The sequence below is a fragment of the Vibrio thalassae genome (assembly GCF_900089835.1).
GTDB classification, from domain to species: domain Bacteria; phylum Pseudomonadota; class Gammaproteobacteria; order Enterobacterales; family Vibrionaceae; genus Vibrio; species Vibrio thalassae.
This window is the reverse complement of sequence record NZ_OANU01000065.1, coordinates 1-18724: the sequence shown is the minus strand read 5'-3', so window position 1 is coordinate 18724 and position 18724 is coordinate 1. Positions and strand designations below refer to the sequence as shown.

The following is an 18724-nucleotide window of genomic DNA, read 5'->3' as shown; positions in this document are numbered from 1 at the left end:
TCAAAGGTATATCCCTCAATGAGAGAAGTTTGTTCATGCATTTTGTAGGTCATGGTCAGATTCTTATCAGAATGCTCCTATTTACTTGGGTTAACCAAGCCACATAATTTCAATATCTCATTTTAAGCTGGGCTTTTGCTGCCCAACACCTTCCTCTTCTACTAAGAGGGAGATTCACTTTTTAACGACCCAAAAACTGCTCAAGTTCAGATTGTTCGTCGTCATATTGTAATAATTTTCAAATTATTAGCTCAACAACTGTACAATTCATGCTCAAACAATCAAAATTAGTCACCACAGGCAGCCATTATTCTTCTATAATCACCGACCGTATTTTTGGTCAGCAATCATTTTTGATTGGTTAACGAGAAACACCAAATACCGCCATCTGCTTTTAGGAACAACGAATGTCATTTTTATCACAAGGTTTTTCATCCGAGATCGTGCAAGCACTGACCGAGTGTGGTTATGAAAAACTCACTCCAGTTCAGCAACAAGCGATTCCACATGCTCGTCGTGGACACGATATTTTGGCACACGCTCAAACCGGCACGGGTAAGACCGCCGCTTTCTCTTTGCCAATCATTCAACAGATTGTTGATGCGCCAAAAGCTCGCGCTCGTGGAGCAGTACGCGCACTTATTTTGGCACCGACGCGTGAATTAGTCGCTCAGATCGCGAACAACATCGAAAACTACACACAATATGTCGATCTGACGGTTGCGGCTGTATTTGGTGGTGCAAAAATGTCGTCACAAGAGCGTAAGCTTGAAGCGGGTGTAGACATCCTAGTTGCCACGCCAGGCCGTCTTATCGAACACTTAGAACTTGGCAACGTCAAGCTTGCTAACCTTGAGTTTCTCGTTTTTGATGAAGCAGACCGTATGCTGGACATGGGCTTCATTAATGCTATCCGCACTATTATGAGTAGCATTCATAGCCAACCTCAAACCATGCTTTTCTCCGCGACGTCATCACCTCAGATGAATGCTTTGGCGCAAGATCTGCTGCGTAAGCCAAAACGCATCATCGTCAACGCAGAGAACTCAACTGCTGATACTGTCGCTCACGTGGTTTATCCAGTAGATGAAGATCGCAAACTGGAGCTGCTCTCAGAACTCATTGGTCGTAAAAACTGGCAACAGGTTTTGGTCTTTGTGAACTACAAAGAAACCGCTAATGAAGTGGTAAAAGAGCTTAAACTTGATGGTATTAAAGCTGTGCTTTGCCATGGTGATAAAGCACAAAGCTCTCGTCGCCGCGCGTTGGAAGAGTTTAAAACCGGCAAAGCTCGCGTGATGGTTGCCACCGAGGTGGCTGCTCGTGGTTTAGACATTCAAGGTCTTCCACATGTGGTTAACTATGACATGCCATTTTTAGCGGAAGATTACGTACACCGAATTGGTCGCACAGGCCGTGCTGGTCAACAAGGTCATGCCGTTTCTTTTGTTAGTCGTGAAGAAGAGCTGACGCTGGTTCAGATTGAGAATCTGATTCAACATCGCATTAAGCGTATCCAACTTGCAGGCTACGAGCCAGCAAACCGCGACGCACTGTTACAAAAGATGCACACTAAACCTGCTTACAGAGATCGTCAAGGTCGTACAAACAATGCTAACGACCAAGGTTCTGCAGAGCGTCGATTACGCTTGATGAAAGCGATCAAAAATAAGTCGAGTAAAACAACTCGTTTAAAAGGCTAACTATTATCAAAAACGCAGCGTGTTATCGCTGCGTTTTTTGTTTCTGAGGCTACGGTTTTATATACGCCTTAGCCATTGGATTGTTTCGCAAGCGGCTCTAAAGAGGCGTCTAAACTGTCTGATATCATCACCAATTCATTCTTGGCACGCACCACGTTATCAGTACTTTTAGTGCAATCCAGTGCAAGTTCATTCACCACTTTAAGGTTTTCGATCGACTGCTCACAAAGGTGTAGCGTTTCTACCGAATCGTTACAGATCTGCTCATTCAGTGCTAAAAGTTGATTATACGCCACCGTAATATCGTCAAAACTGACGGTAGAGCGCGTGGTAACTTGAGAGATTTCACTGACACTGGTTTCACTTTTTGCGATAGCCGAAACCAAAGCACTCGCGGTATCAATGAGCTGTTTAGTCATGGTCTGAATTTCCGAGACTGCGTTTTGGGTATTCTCAGATAGCGTTCTAACCTCTCCGGCAACCACAGCAAAACCCCGTCCAGCTTCACCAGCACGAGCCGCTTCGATGGCCGCATTAAGCGCGAGTAAATTGGTTTGTTCTGATATGGAGGTAATCACATGCAATACATCACGGACTTTCATGGATACTTCAGTTAATACATTGCTGGATTGGTTCGCTTCCGCCATTTCGAGTCTGAGCTGTTCCACATCTTTAGTCAGTTGTTGGTTGTTCTCTTGTATGGCTAAGAATTGATTAGAAATAGACTGGCTCGCATCGAGGCTGCGCTGTGCTTCTTGTTCGCCACGGCTAATAGCAACCTGAATATTATTTATATCAGACGTGGTGTCCGCGAGCTGATTAACCTGTGTTTTGAACAAGGTATCCAATTCAGATGAGGAGCTTTCAATATGATGAGTACAACGTTGCAATTGCTCCACAGAGCCATCGACGTCATTGATAAGGGAGACTAACTTATTGAGCGTACTGTCTACCGCAGAGCCAATTTGGCCAAATTCATCCTGTCCAGAAAACCCAATTCGATGATCAAGTTGCCCACGCTGTACTTGCTGCATCGTATCAATAATATGCTTGAGAAGCGGCAAAATGTTTCGGGATATCCCCGTTGACAAGAACATAATCAAGCCGATAATTACAACTGAAAATACAATAATAACCAAGGGTGACAACGATAATTGAACAGAATCGCCCGTCGATAATACGCCCAGAGCGTATAAGTTGGATAGGCACAACAAAGCAATGCCTAAACACCCAACGATTCCAGGTAACAACATCTTTATTGGCATGCTGATGTTCATAAACAGTCTATCTCGCCAGCCAATCTCAATATCACTCATTTCCATTCCCTTGAATTTTTGACCATACGGTCAGGATATTGAGCAGGATTTGGTCGATAGTGTCAACTTATTCTGAAATTGAGGTGTGCGTTTTATGATGCCTGCAAAATGACGTTAGAAAAAACGGCACTAAAAGTGCCGTTTGTTTTCATTGGTTAGCTAACCTCTAAATCTTGATGATTAGCCGATAACCATAGCGATATAACCGAGAATCAAGACGATGACCGAAGTTAAGGCGTATGGTACAGGATAGCCAATCGCAGGCATGTCACTATGAGTCGCATCTTGTGCACCTTTCATTGCAGGTGTGCTATTACGACCACCAGCACAAGCACCGGCGAGAATCGCAGGGTTCATTTTACGAACATAGAGCCCATATAACCAGGCCAACAACGGTGGAACGAGTGCCGCGGTAACCCCAAGCAACGCTATTTTAATCACGATAATACCTTGGAACGATGCTAGGATTTTAGGCCCTACTGTCGCGGCAAGCACGGCTACAAACAAGTTGAGGCCGATGTCTTGTAAGAAGCTTCTAGCCCCCTCACTCATTGGACCGCCAAACGCTGGATTTCTGGTGCGCAAGAAAGAGAACACGATACCAGTAAGCATACAACCGGCTGATGTACCCAAAGCAAATGGAATACCTGCAATGGTCACACTAAAGTGACCAAACACATAACCCACTAACAGAGCCAATGCCAAGTAGAACGTTTCTGTGACTGTACTTTCTACAATAGGGACACTATTGAGTTGAGAAGCGGTTTGATCGACACACCATTGTGAGCCCGCAACCCTTACCACGTCTCCCACTTCTACTGTGGTTTGAGGTAAGAGTGGTTGCTGATGACCTTGACGGAATAGTGCTTTGAAATAGACACCAAAGCCAACTTCAGAATGCAACTGTGCGATGGTTTTACCTGCGTGCTCAGACTTACCTACATGGATGTCTGCCACTTCAATATCGACATTACGAGCACGTGGCTCATCAACTTCATTACCGATATCGGCTTCACCTTCTTTGATGAGCGCACTGTATTCTCCACGAACACCAATAACGTCACCTAGCTGCAAGGTCGGATTTTTCGAAGCATCCAATACCTCATCACCACGTACCACTTTGAGCACAACAGCGTCCGGAAACTGTTTGTAGAGGTCTTGGACAGTACGGCCAACCAACGCAGTATGAGTTACTTTGTAGGCACGCACATCAATCGGTAGCACTCCTACGTCTGAAAAGCCGAACGTACTAGGCAGTTTTTCCTCATCTCCCCCCGTAGAGAACTCTTTCTCCGCGTCTTTACCTGCTTTGATAGGGTCAATACCAAACATTGAAGGTAAGTATTTGATAAGTAGAATAATAAACACCGTCGAAAGTACGTAACTGATAGCATAGCCTGCAGCAATATTGGCACTGACTTGATCAGCACTCAGCCCTGCAGGAGGCACAAAGGCACCGGAAGTGATCGCTGATTGGGCCACCCCCATGACTGCGGTTACGGTATAGCTTCCTGAGATTATACCTGCCGCATACCCAGGCTCAAGCCCTAGGAGCTTGGCGCCAATCATGACGATAGCAAAGTTGCTGAACACAACAATTAAGCCTATCACCACAAAATCAATACCACCGCGAGCGAGTCCTGAAAAAAACTGAGGCCCAACTTTCATACCAATCGCATACATAAACATCATTAAAAAGATGTCTGATACAAGCCCTGGCTCTTCGATCTTTACCCCAAACACTGAGAAAGAAGTTAACGCCAACGCCACGCCTACGATTAACGTGCCTGCGGTTGTCCCTAAGCTAACACCTTTTACAGAAATACGCCCTAATGGGTACCCGATCGCGAGAGATAGAAAAAGAAAAACAAATGGATTTTCAGATAAGTAATTAAAAAGAAAAGACATGATCTTAGCTACTACATTGTTATTGAATCAGCAGAGTGATGCACTACATCACTCTGCCGTTTACCTAGAGTGGCGGAAATATTAACCGTGGTTAAAGTTACTTGACTCATCGGCATCGCTGCCATTGACTACTGGGTGCTTCTCAAAGAAATCTACACAGTGTTGTAAATCTGAGATAAGCAAATCGGCCAAATCTCTGCTGAAGCCGTGACGAACCAAAATACGCATGATCACCAAGTCTTCTCTGTCTGCTGGCATGGCATAAGCCGCAATTTGCCAACCACGAGAGCGGATACGATCCGATAAGTCATATAGATTAAAGCCAGGATTTGCACCTTTCTTAATAGACCAACTCAGCGCTGGAATACCGCCATGACCGTCATAAATGATCTCAAACATTCCCATTTTTTCGACTTCTTTCGCAATGTAGCGCGCGGTCTCGTAGCAAGCGTCGTGGATTTTCTTATAGCCTTCTTTACCCAGTCTTAGGAAGTTATAGTACTGAGCAACAATTTGTCCGCCGGGACGAGAGAAGTTCAATGCGAATGTCGGCATATTTCCGCCTAAGTAGTTCACATTGAAGATTAAGTCTTCATGCAATGCTGCAGCATCACGCCAAACTACCCAGCCAACACCGAGTGGTGAAAGACCAAATTTATGACCAGACGCGTTAATCGACTTAACACGTGGCAAACGGAAATCCCACTCTAAATCGGGATCACAGAAAGGAGCAAGGAATGCGCCACTCGCGCCATCAACGTGGATAGGAATATCTAAACCCGTTTCTTCTTGAAGCTTATCTAAAGCTTCATGCACCGCTTTTACCGGCTCATACTGGCAAGTAAAGGTAACACCCAGAGTTGGTACCACGCCTATTGTGTTTTCATCGCAACGTTTGATTACCTCTTCAGGAGTCATAATAAGGCGATCACCTTCCATTGGGATTTCGCGAAGTTCAATGTCCCAGTAACGAGCAAACTTATGCCAACATACCTGAACCGGACCACAAATAAGGTTTGGTTTATCGGTTGGTTTTCCTTGCTTTTTCATCTTTTCACGCCAAGCCCATTTCAATGCCATACCACCTAGCATTGCGGCTTCACTCGAACCTGTCGTTGAGCAGCCCATTGGGTTTTCGGCATCCGGAGCATGCCAAAGATCCGCTAACATATGAACACAACGAGACTCGATCTCTGCGGTTTGCGGGTACTCGTCTTTATCAATCATGTTTTTATCAATGCATTCATCCATCAGTTGATGGACTTCGTCTTCGACCCATGTTTGACAAAATGTCGCTAAATTCTGACGCGAGTTACCGTCTAGCATAAGTTCATCATGAACCACTTGATAGGCATGTTCTGGAGCTTGCTCATTCTCGGGAATTCGATACTTTGGCATTACTACTGACAAGTCTTTAGAAGAATAAACATCATCTAACAATGAACCACGGACAGCTGACTTTTTATGAAGAGGCATAATCAATCCTTTAAATCATTGAAACTATTGCGTATTTTGTCATTAAGCGCTTATTTTAAAAGACACAACGACGTTGGATTAAAGTTAGTCGAGATTTTGATAGAGCGCTAGTGTCATATTCGGTTGTTAAGATTCAAGGCGTTATTACTAGACATTTTTTAAGATGAGAGTAAAGGTAGACGCAAAAAATATCTTGATAATTTGGTGTGCCATTTTTCTCACCCAATGATAAAACATAGCTAGTAATCGCTAAAACCTTAATGAAAGACGTTATTTCCAACCAACATGATCACAGTGGGCTCTCGTATTTCGACTATTCCACCCACACTCACTGTAAGATAAATCCTAGTAGTAACGACCAAATTGGCTATCGTATGTTACATCTTGTTCAGAGGCCGAGTGTTTTACACTCAACCTCTTGATTTACCTTTTGTTAATCTGGCTCTCTTTTTGCTTGTTATTTGTTCGCTTTGTCCTAACTAATAACGAAAATTGGAGATACCACTACATGGATAACCGTATCATTAAGGTTTCAAGGAATACTGAAAAAGCGCCTGTAAGCCTAATATCGACGCAGTCTGTTGCCTTTTCTCACTATAATAATATTTCGGCTCAATTACCCATTGACCCTGCGACTAAAACTCTTGTTGCGGGTGGCATAGAGCAGCAGGCAAAACAGTGTCTGAACAATATCAAAATGATAGTGAACAGCACTGAGCAAACGATGAGTGATGTAATAAGGATCAATATCTACTTAAAAAAACCTCTGACATTGATAAAGTGAATGAAATCTACGCGCCGTTCTTCCCCTTGCATCGCCCAGCATACACAGCAATCGCAGTTTCTGAGCTGCCTTTCACGGGCGCACTGATACAAATGGATGCGGTTATTTCCAATGGTGAGGGTACTTTCCCTCAAGACCCTTGTGATTTAGTGAAATTAACTCGAAATACGGTTAACGCACCACTCACTCCCCTTTCTAGTCAGACGGTTGCTTTTTCTCACTACAATCATATTTCAGCTCAGCTACCTATCGAACCAAAGTCAGGAAACCTCGTACCAGGTGGGATAAAAGAGCAGACGCAGCAATGTCTGCGTAATATCAAAACGATACTAGATAGTATTGACGTGCCGATGGATGATATTGTCAAAACAAATATTCATATCACCAAGTTGGACGATCTTGAGGCCGTTGATGAAGTGTATAAAACCTTCTTCCCAGATTCTTCCATAGCTCGTGCCGTTAATTACCTACCAGCACGCTCCATTATAGTGGTGGAAGGCTTAGCGCTGGATGCACTCGTACAAATCGATGCAACCGTTTCTCAAGGTGATGGTACGCCGCCTCAATTAGTTGAAGACCGTCACGGAATTGTTATTAAGGCAACCAATACCGACAAAGCGCCGTTAAACGCCCTATCGACGCAAAGCGTGGCCTTCTCTCACTACAACAATATCTCAGCGCAACTGCCTATTGATCCTTCGATTGATAAGATTGTTGCTTCAGGGACAAAAGAACAAGCGATAAAATGCTTCGAGAACATTAAAGCCATCGTAGAAAACATCGACCACGTGATGGATGATATTGTTAAACTCAATATTCAGCTAAAAGACATGAATGATTTGTGCGCACTAGAGGAAGTATTGAGAAGCTATTTCAGTGATTTGTTGCCAGCTTTGACCGTTATTGGCGTATCCAGTTTGCCGTCTAATGCGGTAGTTCAAATAGATGCCATTATGTCGAACGCCGAAGGTACGCCGCCAAATAAATAGACCGATGGTAGCTCGCTGACCAAGCTTCCAGCTGACCTGAGTGCCCTCGAAGTTATCTTCTAGGGCACTTTTACTAACGAAACACTGCGCTATTACAATGTGATGCTCTTAACCATCCCAGCCTCTGCATGGCCTGGAATGTTGCAAGCAAACTCGACTTGTTTCTCTCCATGAAAATGCCACAAAAGCTGCCCTGCTTTGCCTGGTTCAAGATAAACCACGTTGCCCATACCATGATGGTCATGTCCCGCTGGCATCGATTTCATCATTTCACGGTGCTCCAATTGTTCTGCAATAGAACCGATAGAAAACTCATGGTCGATTTTGCCAGCGTTCATGACCACAAACTGAACGACGTCATTAGGCTCGATCTTAACATCACGCTTAAAAGTGATTTTCATGTCATCCGTTAAAATGACATGCACCACTTTATCGGGCTTCGCTCCCTTAGCAGGCATACCTACAGCAGACATCCCATCCATATTCATCATATTACTATGGTCCATTTTGGAGTGGTCCATTTTAGAATGATCCATCTCAGAGTGATCCATTTTCGAATGGTCCATACCTCCTGCCATTACAGCGGTTGAAATGATGCTAAGCGCTAATGTTATCAATGTTTTTTTCATGATTGCTTCCTTGTTGAATAAGTGATTAGTGACCTTTTCATTATAGGTCTCTGGCGTCTATTGGTTCGTTTCTTTTGATTTCCATAACTTGTAGATAGCCGGAAGTACCAGCAATGTGAGCAATAATGCGGACGCCATGCCGCCAATCATTGGGGCGGCGATGCGTTGCATCACTTCAGAGCCAGTACCTGAACCGTACATAATTGGAATAAGACCGATGATGACTGTTAACACCGTCATCATGACGGGACGCACGCGCAGCCCTGCGCCTTCACGGATCGCCTCGGTTAACATATCGAGCGTTAATGGCGATTTATTTTCTTGTGCCGCTAGTTTGCGTGCATGCCATGCTTGATTTAGGTAAACCAACATAATGACTCCAATCTCGACCGCTACCCCAGCAAGCGCGATAAAGCCCACTCCTACAGCAATCGAGAAGTTGTACCCAAGGTAGTGCATAAGCCACAAGCCACCTACCATGGCGAGCGGCAGTGTCCCCATAATGACCAGCACTTCACCGACTCTTCTAAAACTGAGGTAAAGCAGCAACATAATGATTGAGAGAGTAACAGGCACAACAACGCTTAAACGCTCTTTAGCACGCTCCATATACTCATATTGACCAGACCACGTTAGCGAGTACCCCGCTGGTAGGGACAATTGCTCTGCCACAATGTTTTGAGCCTCGGTGACATACGACCCAAGATCGCGCTCAACAATATCGACAAAAACCCAGCCGTTCGGACGAGCGTTCTCAGTCTTAATCATTGGCGGGCCATCTTCGTAGCGAATTTCCGCCACATCTGCTAACGCGATTCGAGCACCATTTGGAGTGACAAGAGGCAGGTTCTGTAGCTTCACCACCGAATCACGATAATCTTGTGGATAGCGAACGTTAATTGGGTATCGCTCCAACCCTTCCACTGTCTCGCCCACATTCATACCACCCACTGCCGTTGACACCACTTGCTGAACATCACTGACGTTCAGACCATAACGCGCGGCGGCGAGTCGTTTGATATCAATCGTGACATATCGTCCACCCGCTACCCTTTCGGCATATACCGACACCGTTCCTTGAATCGTATTGAGGATAGGTTCGATATTGGCACCTATCTCCTCGATCACGTTGAGATCAGGTCCTGCAATCTTGATACCAATTGGCGTCTTTATCCCAGTTGCCAACATGTCAATACGAGTCTTAATTGGCATTACCCAAGCGTTCGTTAGCCCTGGGAACTTCACCAGATCATCAAACTCCTTACGTAGTGATTCTGTGGTGACGCCATCTCGCCACTCAGAGCGAGGCTTCAGTTGGATGGTGGTCTCAATCATAGTTAAAGGAGCGGGGTCAGTGGCGGTTTCTGCACGACCAATCTTGCCCCACACAGTCTCGACTTCGGGAACGGTCTTGATCAACTTGTTGGTTTGTTGAAGCAGTTCACGTGCTTTACCAATCGAGATACCAGGATAGGTCGTTGGCATGTACATCAGATCCCCTTCATCCAAAGGTGGAATAAACTCACTACCTAACTTACTGGTCGGATAGAAAGCCGACCCCATCAAGATGATAGCCAGTACAATCATCGATTTAGGGTAACGAAGGCTTAGGTTAAGCATGGGTCGATATAAGACAATCAACGCTTTGTTGACGGGGTTTTTATGTTCGGGCAGCACTTTCCCGCGAATAAAGTAACCCATCAGCACAGGCACCAAAGTAATGGCTAAACCCGCAGCTGCTGCCATGGCGTATGTTTTGGTATAAGCAAGTGGTGAGAACATCTTGCCTTCCTGCCCTTCAAGCGCGAACACAGGAACAAAGCTCAATGTGATAATAAGCAAAGAGAAAAACAGCGGAGCACCGACTTCTTCTGCTGCGCGTCCGATAACTTGCCAGCGGTTTTTATCGGTGAGTGGCGTTTTCTCGATATGTTTGTGAACATTTTCGATCATCACTATCGCGCCATCGACCATAGCCCCAATGGCAATAGCGATCCCACCCAACGACATAATATTGGCGTTAATCCCTTGCCAGTGCATGACGATAAATGCGGACAAAATGCCGACAGGTAAACTAATAGCAATTACAAGTGAAGAACGAATGTGGAACAAGAACAGCGCACAGACTATGGCCACTACCACGAACTCTTCTGCCAACTTCTTCCATAGATTTTCAACCGCCGCATCGATGAGCGTTGAACGGTCATAAGTCGCAACAATCTCTACACCATCAGGCAGACCGCGTTGCAGCTGTTCCAGCTTTGCTTTGACATCGTGAATAACTTGATTGGCGTTCTCCCCAAAGCGCATAACGATAACGCCACCAACCGCTTCACCTTCACCATTAAACTCGGAAATACCACGACGCATTTGAGGCCCAAGATTGATGTCCGCAATATCCCCCAGCAATAGAGGAGTACCTTTGCTCGTCACCTTAAGAGGAAGCGCTTTGATATCCTCAATGCTACTCAAGTAACCCGTAGTGCGAACCATATGTTCAGCCTCACCGACCTCTATCACTGATGCACCAGTCTCTTGGTTACCATTTTTGATAGCCATGTTGACCTGCTGCAAGGTCAGGTCATAAGCACGTAACTTAGCAGGATCAATTTGGACCTGATACTGCTTGACCATACCGCCTACCGTCGCGACTTCCGAAACGCCAGCAACGGTCTGTAACTCATACTTTAAAAACCAGTCTTGTATACTGCGAAGTTCTGCTAGGTCATGCTGGCCTGTCTTGTCTTGTAGTACGTAGCTGTAAATCCAGCCCACCCCTGTCGCATCGGGACCCAGAGTCGGCTTTGCCTGTGCTGGTAAGTTAGGCGTAACTTGGCTTAAGTACTCTAAAACCCGCGAACGTGCCCAGTACATGTCGGTATCATCGTTGAAGATAATGTACACATACGAATCACCGAAGAAGGAGTATCCCCGCACCGTTTCTGCGCCCGGCACCGCTAACATGGCTGTCGTCAGAGGATAAGTAACCTGATCCTCAACAACCTGTGGAGCCTGTCCCGGATAACTGGTTTTGATAATCACCTGAACATCTGACAGATCAGGAATAGCGTCAACAGGTGTATTCTTCACACTGTACAAACCTGCTAATGTCAAAAAGCAGGTAGCGACCAAGACCAGAAAACGATTATTGATAGACCAACGAATAATGGCTCCAATCATGGCTGACCTCCTCCACGCTGCAGATCAATAAGCACATAGTCCGACCCCTGCTTCGTCACTAAGAAGCGCACCGTTTCGCCTTCAGAGAAGCCAGTTAAATCCACATCTCCTTGAGAAGTGAAGTTCATTTCTCCGGCTTCCCAGCCCCATTCAGCAACGGCGTTGTGACTGAGAGTTATCATGCCAAAATCAGCCATCAACATGGTAATATCCCCTTGAACCCAAACTTGCTCAGCAACCAGTTTGTCACTCACTTTGAGATCGATAATGGCGTATTGCCCTGAATCGGTCTTTGCCATTTCAAACTCAACCTGTTGACCCGATTGCAAGGTGTTAAGGTTGACACCCTTGTCTACCATGAAATCCATCGTCATCCCCGGCCAATCCCACTCTGGTACGGGTTGGTGATTAATGGTCAACATATTGTGCCCTGCCATCACACTTGTGATTTCACCTTGCGCCCACACAGTCTCCGCTGGCGGTTCCACGCCATTGATTCGTGACAAATCCGCACTTTGGCTTGACTCCGAATCCAACATAAACTGCGCAGAGGTCACCACCTTGTCACTTGTGGTCAATCCCGCTAACACCTCAACTCGGTCACGGGCCTCTCGTCCAATGTCGATCCGTGCCGAGCGGTATTTACCACCACCTTCGGATAACACCACGCGAGTCATCCCTCCAGAGCGAATCACGCTTGAGCGAGGTATAGTGAGCACGGCTTGCTCCGTCTTGGGTTGCAGCGCAATGTTGGCAAACATATTTGGCTTTAATTGATGATCTGGGTTAGCAAACTTGAGTCTTACTCTCAGCGTTCTCGTTGCTGGGTCGAGAATCGGATAAACATAGTCAATTTCTCCTTGCCATTCCCTGCCTGATAGCGCGTCTAATGTCATCGTTGCTTGGCTGCCCGCTTTGATCCATTCCGCTTGGCGTTCGAACACTTCAGCATCGACCCAAACTTCATCAATTGGCCCCGCACTGATAACCGATTGAGCTGGGGACAAATAGCCACCTTCCCGGATATTCAACGTAGCCACCACACCATTGCCCAATGCCTTGATATCAATGGTCTGAGACGCTTTGCCCTGCTTGACTATCTGGTTAATTTGAGCTCGATCTACACCCAACGAAATTAAACGCTCCGTAGCGCCTTTAACCAAACTACTGCGTCCTGTGCGATGGGCATTAAGTAACTCTTCCTGCGCTTTGACCAGCTCTGGTGAATAAAGCTTGAATAATACATCTCCTTTGTTAACACGCTCTCCCACAGCGTTGATATAGAGTTTTTCGACCCAGCCCGCAACGCGCACATTGGTTTGCCACAGACGACTTTCATCAAAAGCGATATAGCCGACTGTCTCGATACGCGGCGATAGCTTCGCTAGCTTTACCGGTTCTGATTTTACTCCTAAGTTGTTCTCAACCGCTGGGTTGATGTTGACCGTTCCTGGTTTGTCATTACCACCGTTAAGGTCATCGGCGTACACTGGGATGAGGTCCATTCCCATTGGGGATTTACCTGGTTGATCGCGTTGATAGTTTGGGTCCATCGGCGCTACCCAGTACAGCGGCTCTTTCGCTCCCGTTGTACTGGCATTTTCATCGGACGCCTCCGCCATGTTATGACCTCCGACATAAGGAGCGACTAGCACACCAATTCCAGCGCCAACCGCTAAGGCCAATAGCGCAACATTCAATGTCTTCATCTTTGTTTACCTTCTCAGAATTATTGTTGTTTTGATGGCACTGAAAGCACCGGAGTTGAGGCTTGATAATCAAAACCACCTAGAAAATAGGACAGGTCGCTATTGACCAAGCTAAGATCGGTTTCCAACCTCAGCGCCTCTAGCTCTATTGCCAGTTCATCTCTAGAGGCGGTGATCACATCACTAAATTGCGCAGTGCTGTTTTCATAACCTCTTTCTACCGCTTTGGTACGAGCTTTAGCCTGAGAAAGAAGACTTTGACGATAACGTTCAAGACGTTCGGTGAGGTTTTGCCTATCCATTGTCAGTGCACTGACTTTGGCGTACATCTGAGAAAGCAATGCATCCTTCTTAGATTTGGAGGCGACCACTTGATACTCGGCAGCGGCATGATTTTTATCCTGACGATTACCAGTGAACAGAGGAATATCCATCGTGACATAAGCGCTCACTAAATCTGGCGCTGGCTCACCGCGCATATTGTTAGCTTGTCGATGGGCATACATCGCTTCAACGCCAAACTGCGGTTTGTACGCTTCCTCTGCAATGGCTACTTGGGTTTCACTTGCAGCTATTTCGATATCCGCCATGCGAGCCATAGGGTGCTGATTGAGAATGGCGTAGTAGTCCGAACGTCTGTGCTCTAATAGACGATCTTCCAACCTCTGCCAGTCTGAAGTCGTGGTCGCCTTAAGAGTCGGCGAATTAGACAACCATTGAGCACCTAACCATTCGGAGAGCTGAGCAATCAGGCGGTTTTGCATTTGCCTATTAGCCTGCAATTTTTCATCCAACTTGCTGACCTGCAACTGAGCCTGAATCAGATCTTGAGATTCACTGTTGCCTATGGCGTAATTAGTTTGGATAAAGCGAACCATTTCTCGCATTAGATCCTGACTTTCCAGCAGCACACGCTCTGACTGTTGCTGAAATCCCAGCTCATACCACAGCTTTGAGATACTGTTTGCTATCTCAAGCTCACGTGTCTGTACTTGAAATTCAATACCATCAGCTTGCTTTTGCGTTTTTTGGTTTTGCAGGGCTAATGTCGACCCTCGTCCGAACTGTTGCATCAAGCCCACTGACACGTTTGTCATGGGATCTTGGTCGAATTGAAAGCTGTCCGTTGGTAGGCCACCAACCCCAACTTTTAGCACAGGGTCTTTCAAAGTTGAACTGGCGATACCAGACTGTCTTAACGACTCTGATTGAGCATAAAAGCGCACTCGACTTGCATCGTTGGCGATCGACCATTCGATCAGTTGTTGCAACGTCACTGATCCAAGCTGCGCTGTGCGGTGACTAGTAATTTGCGTCGTGGCGATATTGTCTGCCAAAGCAGACATGGGTATCCACAAGGCGGCGCTTACGGTAAGCGCCACCGAAATAATAGATTTGTTCACGATAGTATCCAATCTGCGCACTTAAGTAATAAGCACGGTGAAACGACTTCTTAAATCTTTAAGAAGGGCTGAAAATTAGATTGGATTACGCTCTAGGGGGTCGATCGAGACCGTTTGCTCGACAAATAGGACTAAACGCAAGTTCAAGCGTTCTTTTGGAAAACAGATAGTGATGTATGCTGTGCATTAGGTCTGCACTGATAACGCCCACGCCATTTGCGCACGTTGCACTACAACAATTATGCTTGGATGCATCACCACACTCATTGGGAGCAGTTTGGTTTGATGCGTTATGATGGGAATGTGCAGAAGCATCGACACTGGTAGTACAATCTACCATTGCACCATGTTGAGAAGACAAAACAATGTCATTAGAAAAAGCCATCGTTGGTGTACTAACGACTAACGTTGATGCTAATAGCGCAACAATCGTCAGTAAAGACATCCAACGTTTTCTAATCACACTAAAGCGCATAACAAGCCTTCTGAGAAAAATCTCCTAGATTGTAGACCCTTCCCTTGGGGGAAGGTCAATAAAACTGTGAAAGAAATTTAGAAATATCGCTATCTTTTCGCTAAGCAAAATTGAACGTTAAATACGTTTCGCTCATTCGGCTATTCTCATGCTTAGTCATTCCAGTGGTCCTAATGCCTCGTCTCGACCAACCGAAGACATAATAGAGAGTGGAGTCGCGCAGCTGAAAATTTTAAGGGGGGATGTTGCTCAAACTCCTTGAAACATTCATCTGGATCAGCTTCCATTGAACTCTCGACAGCGTTTTGTCCTAGTGCTTTCAGTACTCTCGAAAACCGTGAAAAGTCTAGATATTCCAGAATTTTACGAGCTTCCTGCATTAATTTATAGTGACGAAAAAGCGTCTTTTGCGCCTTATTCTTAAAGGGCTCCTGACAGGTCAAACATTTGTCGGAAATCAGTGCCCACATTTGCTGGGCTCTTGTATCAGGTGATGTGGTGCTTGGATACAGCTTATGAATGCACTGTAGGTCTCTAGATGCGGATAAGGAGAGGGGCTGCTTGTTCTTACCTGACATAAACCTTCGCAGTGCGCCTTGAAGCTTTGGTGAAGCTGAAACCCTTTTGTATGCGTCTACAGCTAGGAACATATCCACTTTCATTCTGGCAGCCAGTTGGCAAGTGACAAGCTCTTTTCCTTCACAAGACGACGGTCGAACTATCGCGTCTTCTACCCTCCAAATGACGTCAACCAGCCGTTTTCAAGCTCTAGAGCTTTCGAACGAGCCTCTCTTGGCGTCACCCTACCCAATGAATATTTATATTCAAATTGATCATAAATAGTCATGAACACGCCGAGAAAATTGGAAACGGAAAGTCCAAGAATGATTACTAGATTGAGTGAGATAGCGCATAGCTCAGTACCTAAGTTCAGTACCAGTCGCGTTTTCTATGCTATTTGAAAGGTGTGGTGCGTTATAACTCGTTGATTACAAATTACTAAACGCTAGATGGTGATGCTTGCAACAAGTTAGTTTGCAAACTTCAGATGTCGTTAATACCATAAGGCTTCCAATCAAACACCTTAAAATCAATAAGTTATAATCAAGTTAAAACTATAAAACGTCCCAAATTGAAACCATAAAGCGTCCCAATTTTAAACGTACACGAAACTAAGCACCACACTGAAAGAAAGTTACATAATAAAGCCACTGCTGCTCTATAGCATTCGTTGCATTTCCCCTACGACAGAATCGCTTGGTGATCACACTCAATCGGTTAGCACAATCGGTTAACACACAATCGGTTAGCTGTCTAATTCGTATGTGGACATTTATTTGCCAGCACTTTTGCTAAATTAGCAAATCATGAATAACTAAAGGTATGGCAAATAGCAAAACTAACGTGCAGAATGCAACGGATGACTTGTCGAAACCTCTACCTTACGAATGCCGCATTCGCCTTTAGAAAACATCAAGGCCGCCACCGTTTTAGAGCAGATCACACAATTTACTTGCTTTTTTTGAAAAAGCACTGTCATTTTTCTTTCAGACACCAAAAAGCAATACTACAACGTTAATGGACTACACAAAAACAATGTTCAGTATTTATGGTCCGAATCAATTTCATATTCAGAATATATTTCAGACAGGCATTTTCTGTTTCTTTTAGAACAGTTCGAATCTATAGAACTGGTGATTTCTCGTTCATGCTCCTTTGCCATTTCAATAAACGTAGGGTCAGACATGGCTTGCTTACGAAGGTCATCAATGTGTTTAACTCTATCTTTTAAAGATTTCATAAAAGCCTCTCCATTAAGTCATTCATTTAAATTGTCAAAACAGCACCCTAAGAATCGACTAGCCTCTACAACAACGAAAATCTACCGATTGGAAGTCTTTCGTCCAAAAGATGCTGTGCTAGTTCTATTTATATCAACAACCACTATTGACCAAATTAACAATAAATACAAGTGTGCTTGCTAGCAAAAACAGCACTCTAACATCCATTTTTGTTCTTTGTGGGTTGTGGGTTGTGGGTTTCAGATTAGTTCTAAAGGTATGGCAAATAGCAAAACTGACATGCATGACGGCCCGGATGATGTATCCCTCTCAACCTTACGAACAACTAATTCGCCTTGAGAAAAGCATCAAGGCCGCGACCCTTCTAGAGCAGATCGCACAATTTACTTATATAGAGGCTCGTAGAGGCTCGGCCTTGTTCAACACTTGGGATTTAACGTTGGCTACGCAACGCTTAATCCTTATTTGTTATGTGCTAGCCCTGATACTTGATATTGTTATCGTCACACCAATCTTTAAGAGCCTGACGCACTGCTAAACTTTGGAACTCATACCATTGATCCAGCGCACCGATTTGCTCAATGTGCATTCGAAACCTTGAGAATGCTCCTTTGCGACTAAAGTACTGAGATGCGATCTCATATTCTGCAGGGTATTTAGTAGAAATAAAGTCTAGTGCTGTAGATCGGCCTAACCCAAGTTCTTGTTTACTAGGCAGACAACGGTACTGTTCGTTTGAATAGAGGTCTTCTGGCAGGTCTTCCTCTACACCATCACCCACGTAATAAATTTTTCCTGAAACAGTATCAAAATATGCTTCTGCGCCAAAACTAGGGTCGCCGGAGACAAACTCTACCGCAAGCTCCAATTCATCAAAGTTGATATTCATTTGTACTCCTAGCTCACATAGGTGCATAACGCTTTATCGACGGATTTTTTCCGCAATTATATGCAACCAATGGTAACGCTAATTATATTCAGGTTCAATTTCATGCCCGTATTGCCTAGCGACTAGGATGCGAACATCAGAAGTTGCCGAAAGTTTCCGTATAACTACGGCGGCTTCGGAGCAATACAATTTCACAACCTATACGCATCCAAATTGAGCATGGTCTTATCATCTTTTATCGGATTAGATTTAATGGCTCTTCTCCGCTTAGATGAGCTTGACAGAAGGGTATAATATTGAACTTACCTCAGGTACTGAAAGCTGTTTAATCTTCAGTTTGAAGTATTCGGTATCTCTTATCCCGCGAGCTCTTCTACGCAACAATCCTATTGATACATTGCCAGCCTCGATTATAGAGCTGGTTAGTCGGTCATACTTTGCAAAGTTACAGATGCCTTCTT

General features: G+C 45.0%; 11 protein-coding genes and 1 pseudogene. 2 read left to right on the top strand and 10 right to left on the bottom strand.

What is annotated here, in order from left to right:
- The first annotated feature begins 407 nt into the window (after positions 1-407).
- Positions 408-1703: a DEAD/DEAH box helicase gene (locus VTH8203_RS16630; protein WP_096994679.1), complete on the top strand. Its 1296-nt coding sequence runs from the start codon at positions 408-410 to the stop codon at positions 1701-1703.
- A 68-nt stretch (positions 1704-1771) separates the two neighbouring features.
- On the opposite strand, the gene VTH8203_RS16625 is transcribed toward VTH8203_RS16630, so the two are convergent.
- From VTH8203_RS16625 to gad, 3 genes are all read right to left on the bottom strand, one after another.
- Positions 1772-3019 carry a methyl-accepting chemotaxis protein gene (locus tag VTH8203_RS16625; RefSeq protein WP_158296169.1) on the bottom strand — a complete coding sequence of 416 codons (1248 nt, stop codon included), beginning with the start codon at positions 3017-3019 and terminating at the stop codon, positions 1772-1774.
- A 180-nt stretch (positions 3020-3199) separates the two neighbouring features.
- Entirely contained in the window at positions 3200-4927 is a 1728-nt protein-coding gene (locus VTH8203_RS16620) for an aspartate:alanine exchanger family transporter (RefSeq protein WP_096994677.1), read from the bottom strand.
- Positions 4928-5008: 81 nt separating this feature from the next.
- Positions 5009-6403, bottom strand: a complete 1395-nt coding sequence (gene gad, locus VTH8203_RS16615) for a glutamate decarboxylase (RefSeq protein ID WP_096994676.1) — start codon at positions 6401-6403, stop codon at positions 5009-5011.
- Between the two features lie 508 nt (positions 6404-6911).
- Here gad and VTH8203_RS16610 point away from each other — a divergent pair.
- Positions 6912-8176, top strand: a pseudogene (locus VTH8203_RS16610) (Rid family hydrolase).
- A 92-nt stretch (positions 8177-8268) separates the two neighbouring features.
- On the opposite strand, the gene copI reads toward VTH8203_RS16610, so the two are convergent.
- The 7 genes from copI to VTH8203_RS16565 all read right to left on the bottom strand — a co-directional run.
- Positions 8269-8805, bottom strand: a complete 537-nt coding sequence (gene copI / locus VTH8203_RS16605) for a copper-resistant cuproprotein CopI (protein WP_096994675.1) — start codon at positions 8803-8805, stop codon at positions 8269-8271.
- A 57-nt stretch (positions 8806-8862) separates the two neighbouring features.
- A complete protein-coding gene (locus VTH8203_RS16600) occupies positions 8863-11985 on the bottom strand; it encodes an efflux RND transporter permease subunit (protein WP_096994674.1) in 3123 nt (1040 codons plus the stop codon).
- Positions 11982-13694: an efflux RND transporter periplasmic adaptor subunit gene (locus VTH8203_RS16595; RefSeq protein WP_096994673.1), complete on the bottom strand. Its 1713-nt coding sequence runs from the start codon at positions 13692-13694 to the stop codon at positions 11982-11984. The genes VTH8203_RS16600 and VTH8203_RS16595 overlap by 4 nt, the downstream gene beginning before the upstream one ends.
- Before the next feature lie 20 nt (positions 13695-13714).
- Positions 13715-15097, bottom strand: coding sequence for a TolC family protein (locus VTH8203_RS16590; RefSeq protein ID WP_096994672.1), 1383 nt, complete (start codon positions 15095-15097; stop codon positions 13715-13717).
- Between the two features lie 85 nt (positions 15098-15182).
- Positions 15183-15542 carry a hypothetical protein gene (locus VTH8203_RS16585; RefSeq protein ID WP_158296168.1) on the bottom strand — a complete coding sequence of 120 codons (360 nt, stop codon included), beginning with the start codon at positions 15540-15542 and terminating at the stop codon, positions 15183-15185.
- Positions 15543-17849: 2307 nt separating this feature from the next.
- The gene (locus VTH8203_RS16570) at positions 17850-18263 is read right to left on the bottom strand and encodes a hypothetical protein (RefSeq protein WP_096994668.1); all 414 of its coding nucleotides are present in this window, start codon (positions 18261-18263) and stop codon (positions 17850-17852) included.
- A gap of 267 nt (positions 18264-18530) precedes the next feature.
- Positions 18531-18724 (bottom strand): transposase (locus tag VTH8203_RS16565; RefSeq protein WP_167385784.1); only part of this gene is annotated, 194 nt, incomplete at its 5' end.

Bases quoted from the DNA above. Each gene is read 5' to 3' on its own strand.
- VTH8203_RS16630 (WP_096994679.1), top strand. From the start codon at position 408: ATGTCATTTTTATCACAAGGTTTTTCATCCGAGATCGTGCAAGCACTG.
- gad (WP_096994676.1), bottom strand. From the start codon at position 6,403: ATGCCTCTTCATAAAAAGTCAGCTGTCCGTGGTTCATTGTTAGATGAT.
- VTH8203_RS16625 (WP_158296169.1), bottom strand. From the start codon at position 3,019: ATGAGTGATATTGAGATTGGCTGGCGAGATAGACTGTTTATGAACATC.
- copI (WP_096994675.1), bottom strand. From the start codon at position 8,805: ATGAAAAAAACATTGATAACATTAGCGCTTAGCATCATTTCAACCGCT.
- VTH8203_RS16585 (WP_158296168.1), bottom strand. From the start codon at position 15,542: ATGTCTTTACTGACGATTGTTGCGCTATTAGCATCAACGTTAGTCGTT.
- VTH8203_RS16600 (WP_096994674.1), bottom strand. From the start codon at position 11,985: ATGATTGGAGCCATTATTCGTTGGTCTATCAATAATCGTTTTCTGGTC.
- VTH8203_RS16570 (WP_096994668.1), bottom strand. From the start codon at position 18,263: ATGAATATCAACTTTGATGAATTGGAGCTTGCGGTAGAGTTTGTCTCC.
- VTH8203_RS16595 (WP_096994673.1), bottom strand. From the start codon at position 13,694: ATGAAGACATTGAATGTTGCGCTATTGGCCTTAGCGGTTGGCGCTGGA.
- VTH8203_RS16620 (WP_096994677.1), bottom strand. From the start codon at position 4,927: ATGTCTTTTCTTTTTAATTACTTATCTGAAAATCCATTTGTTTTTCTT.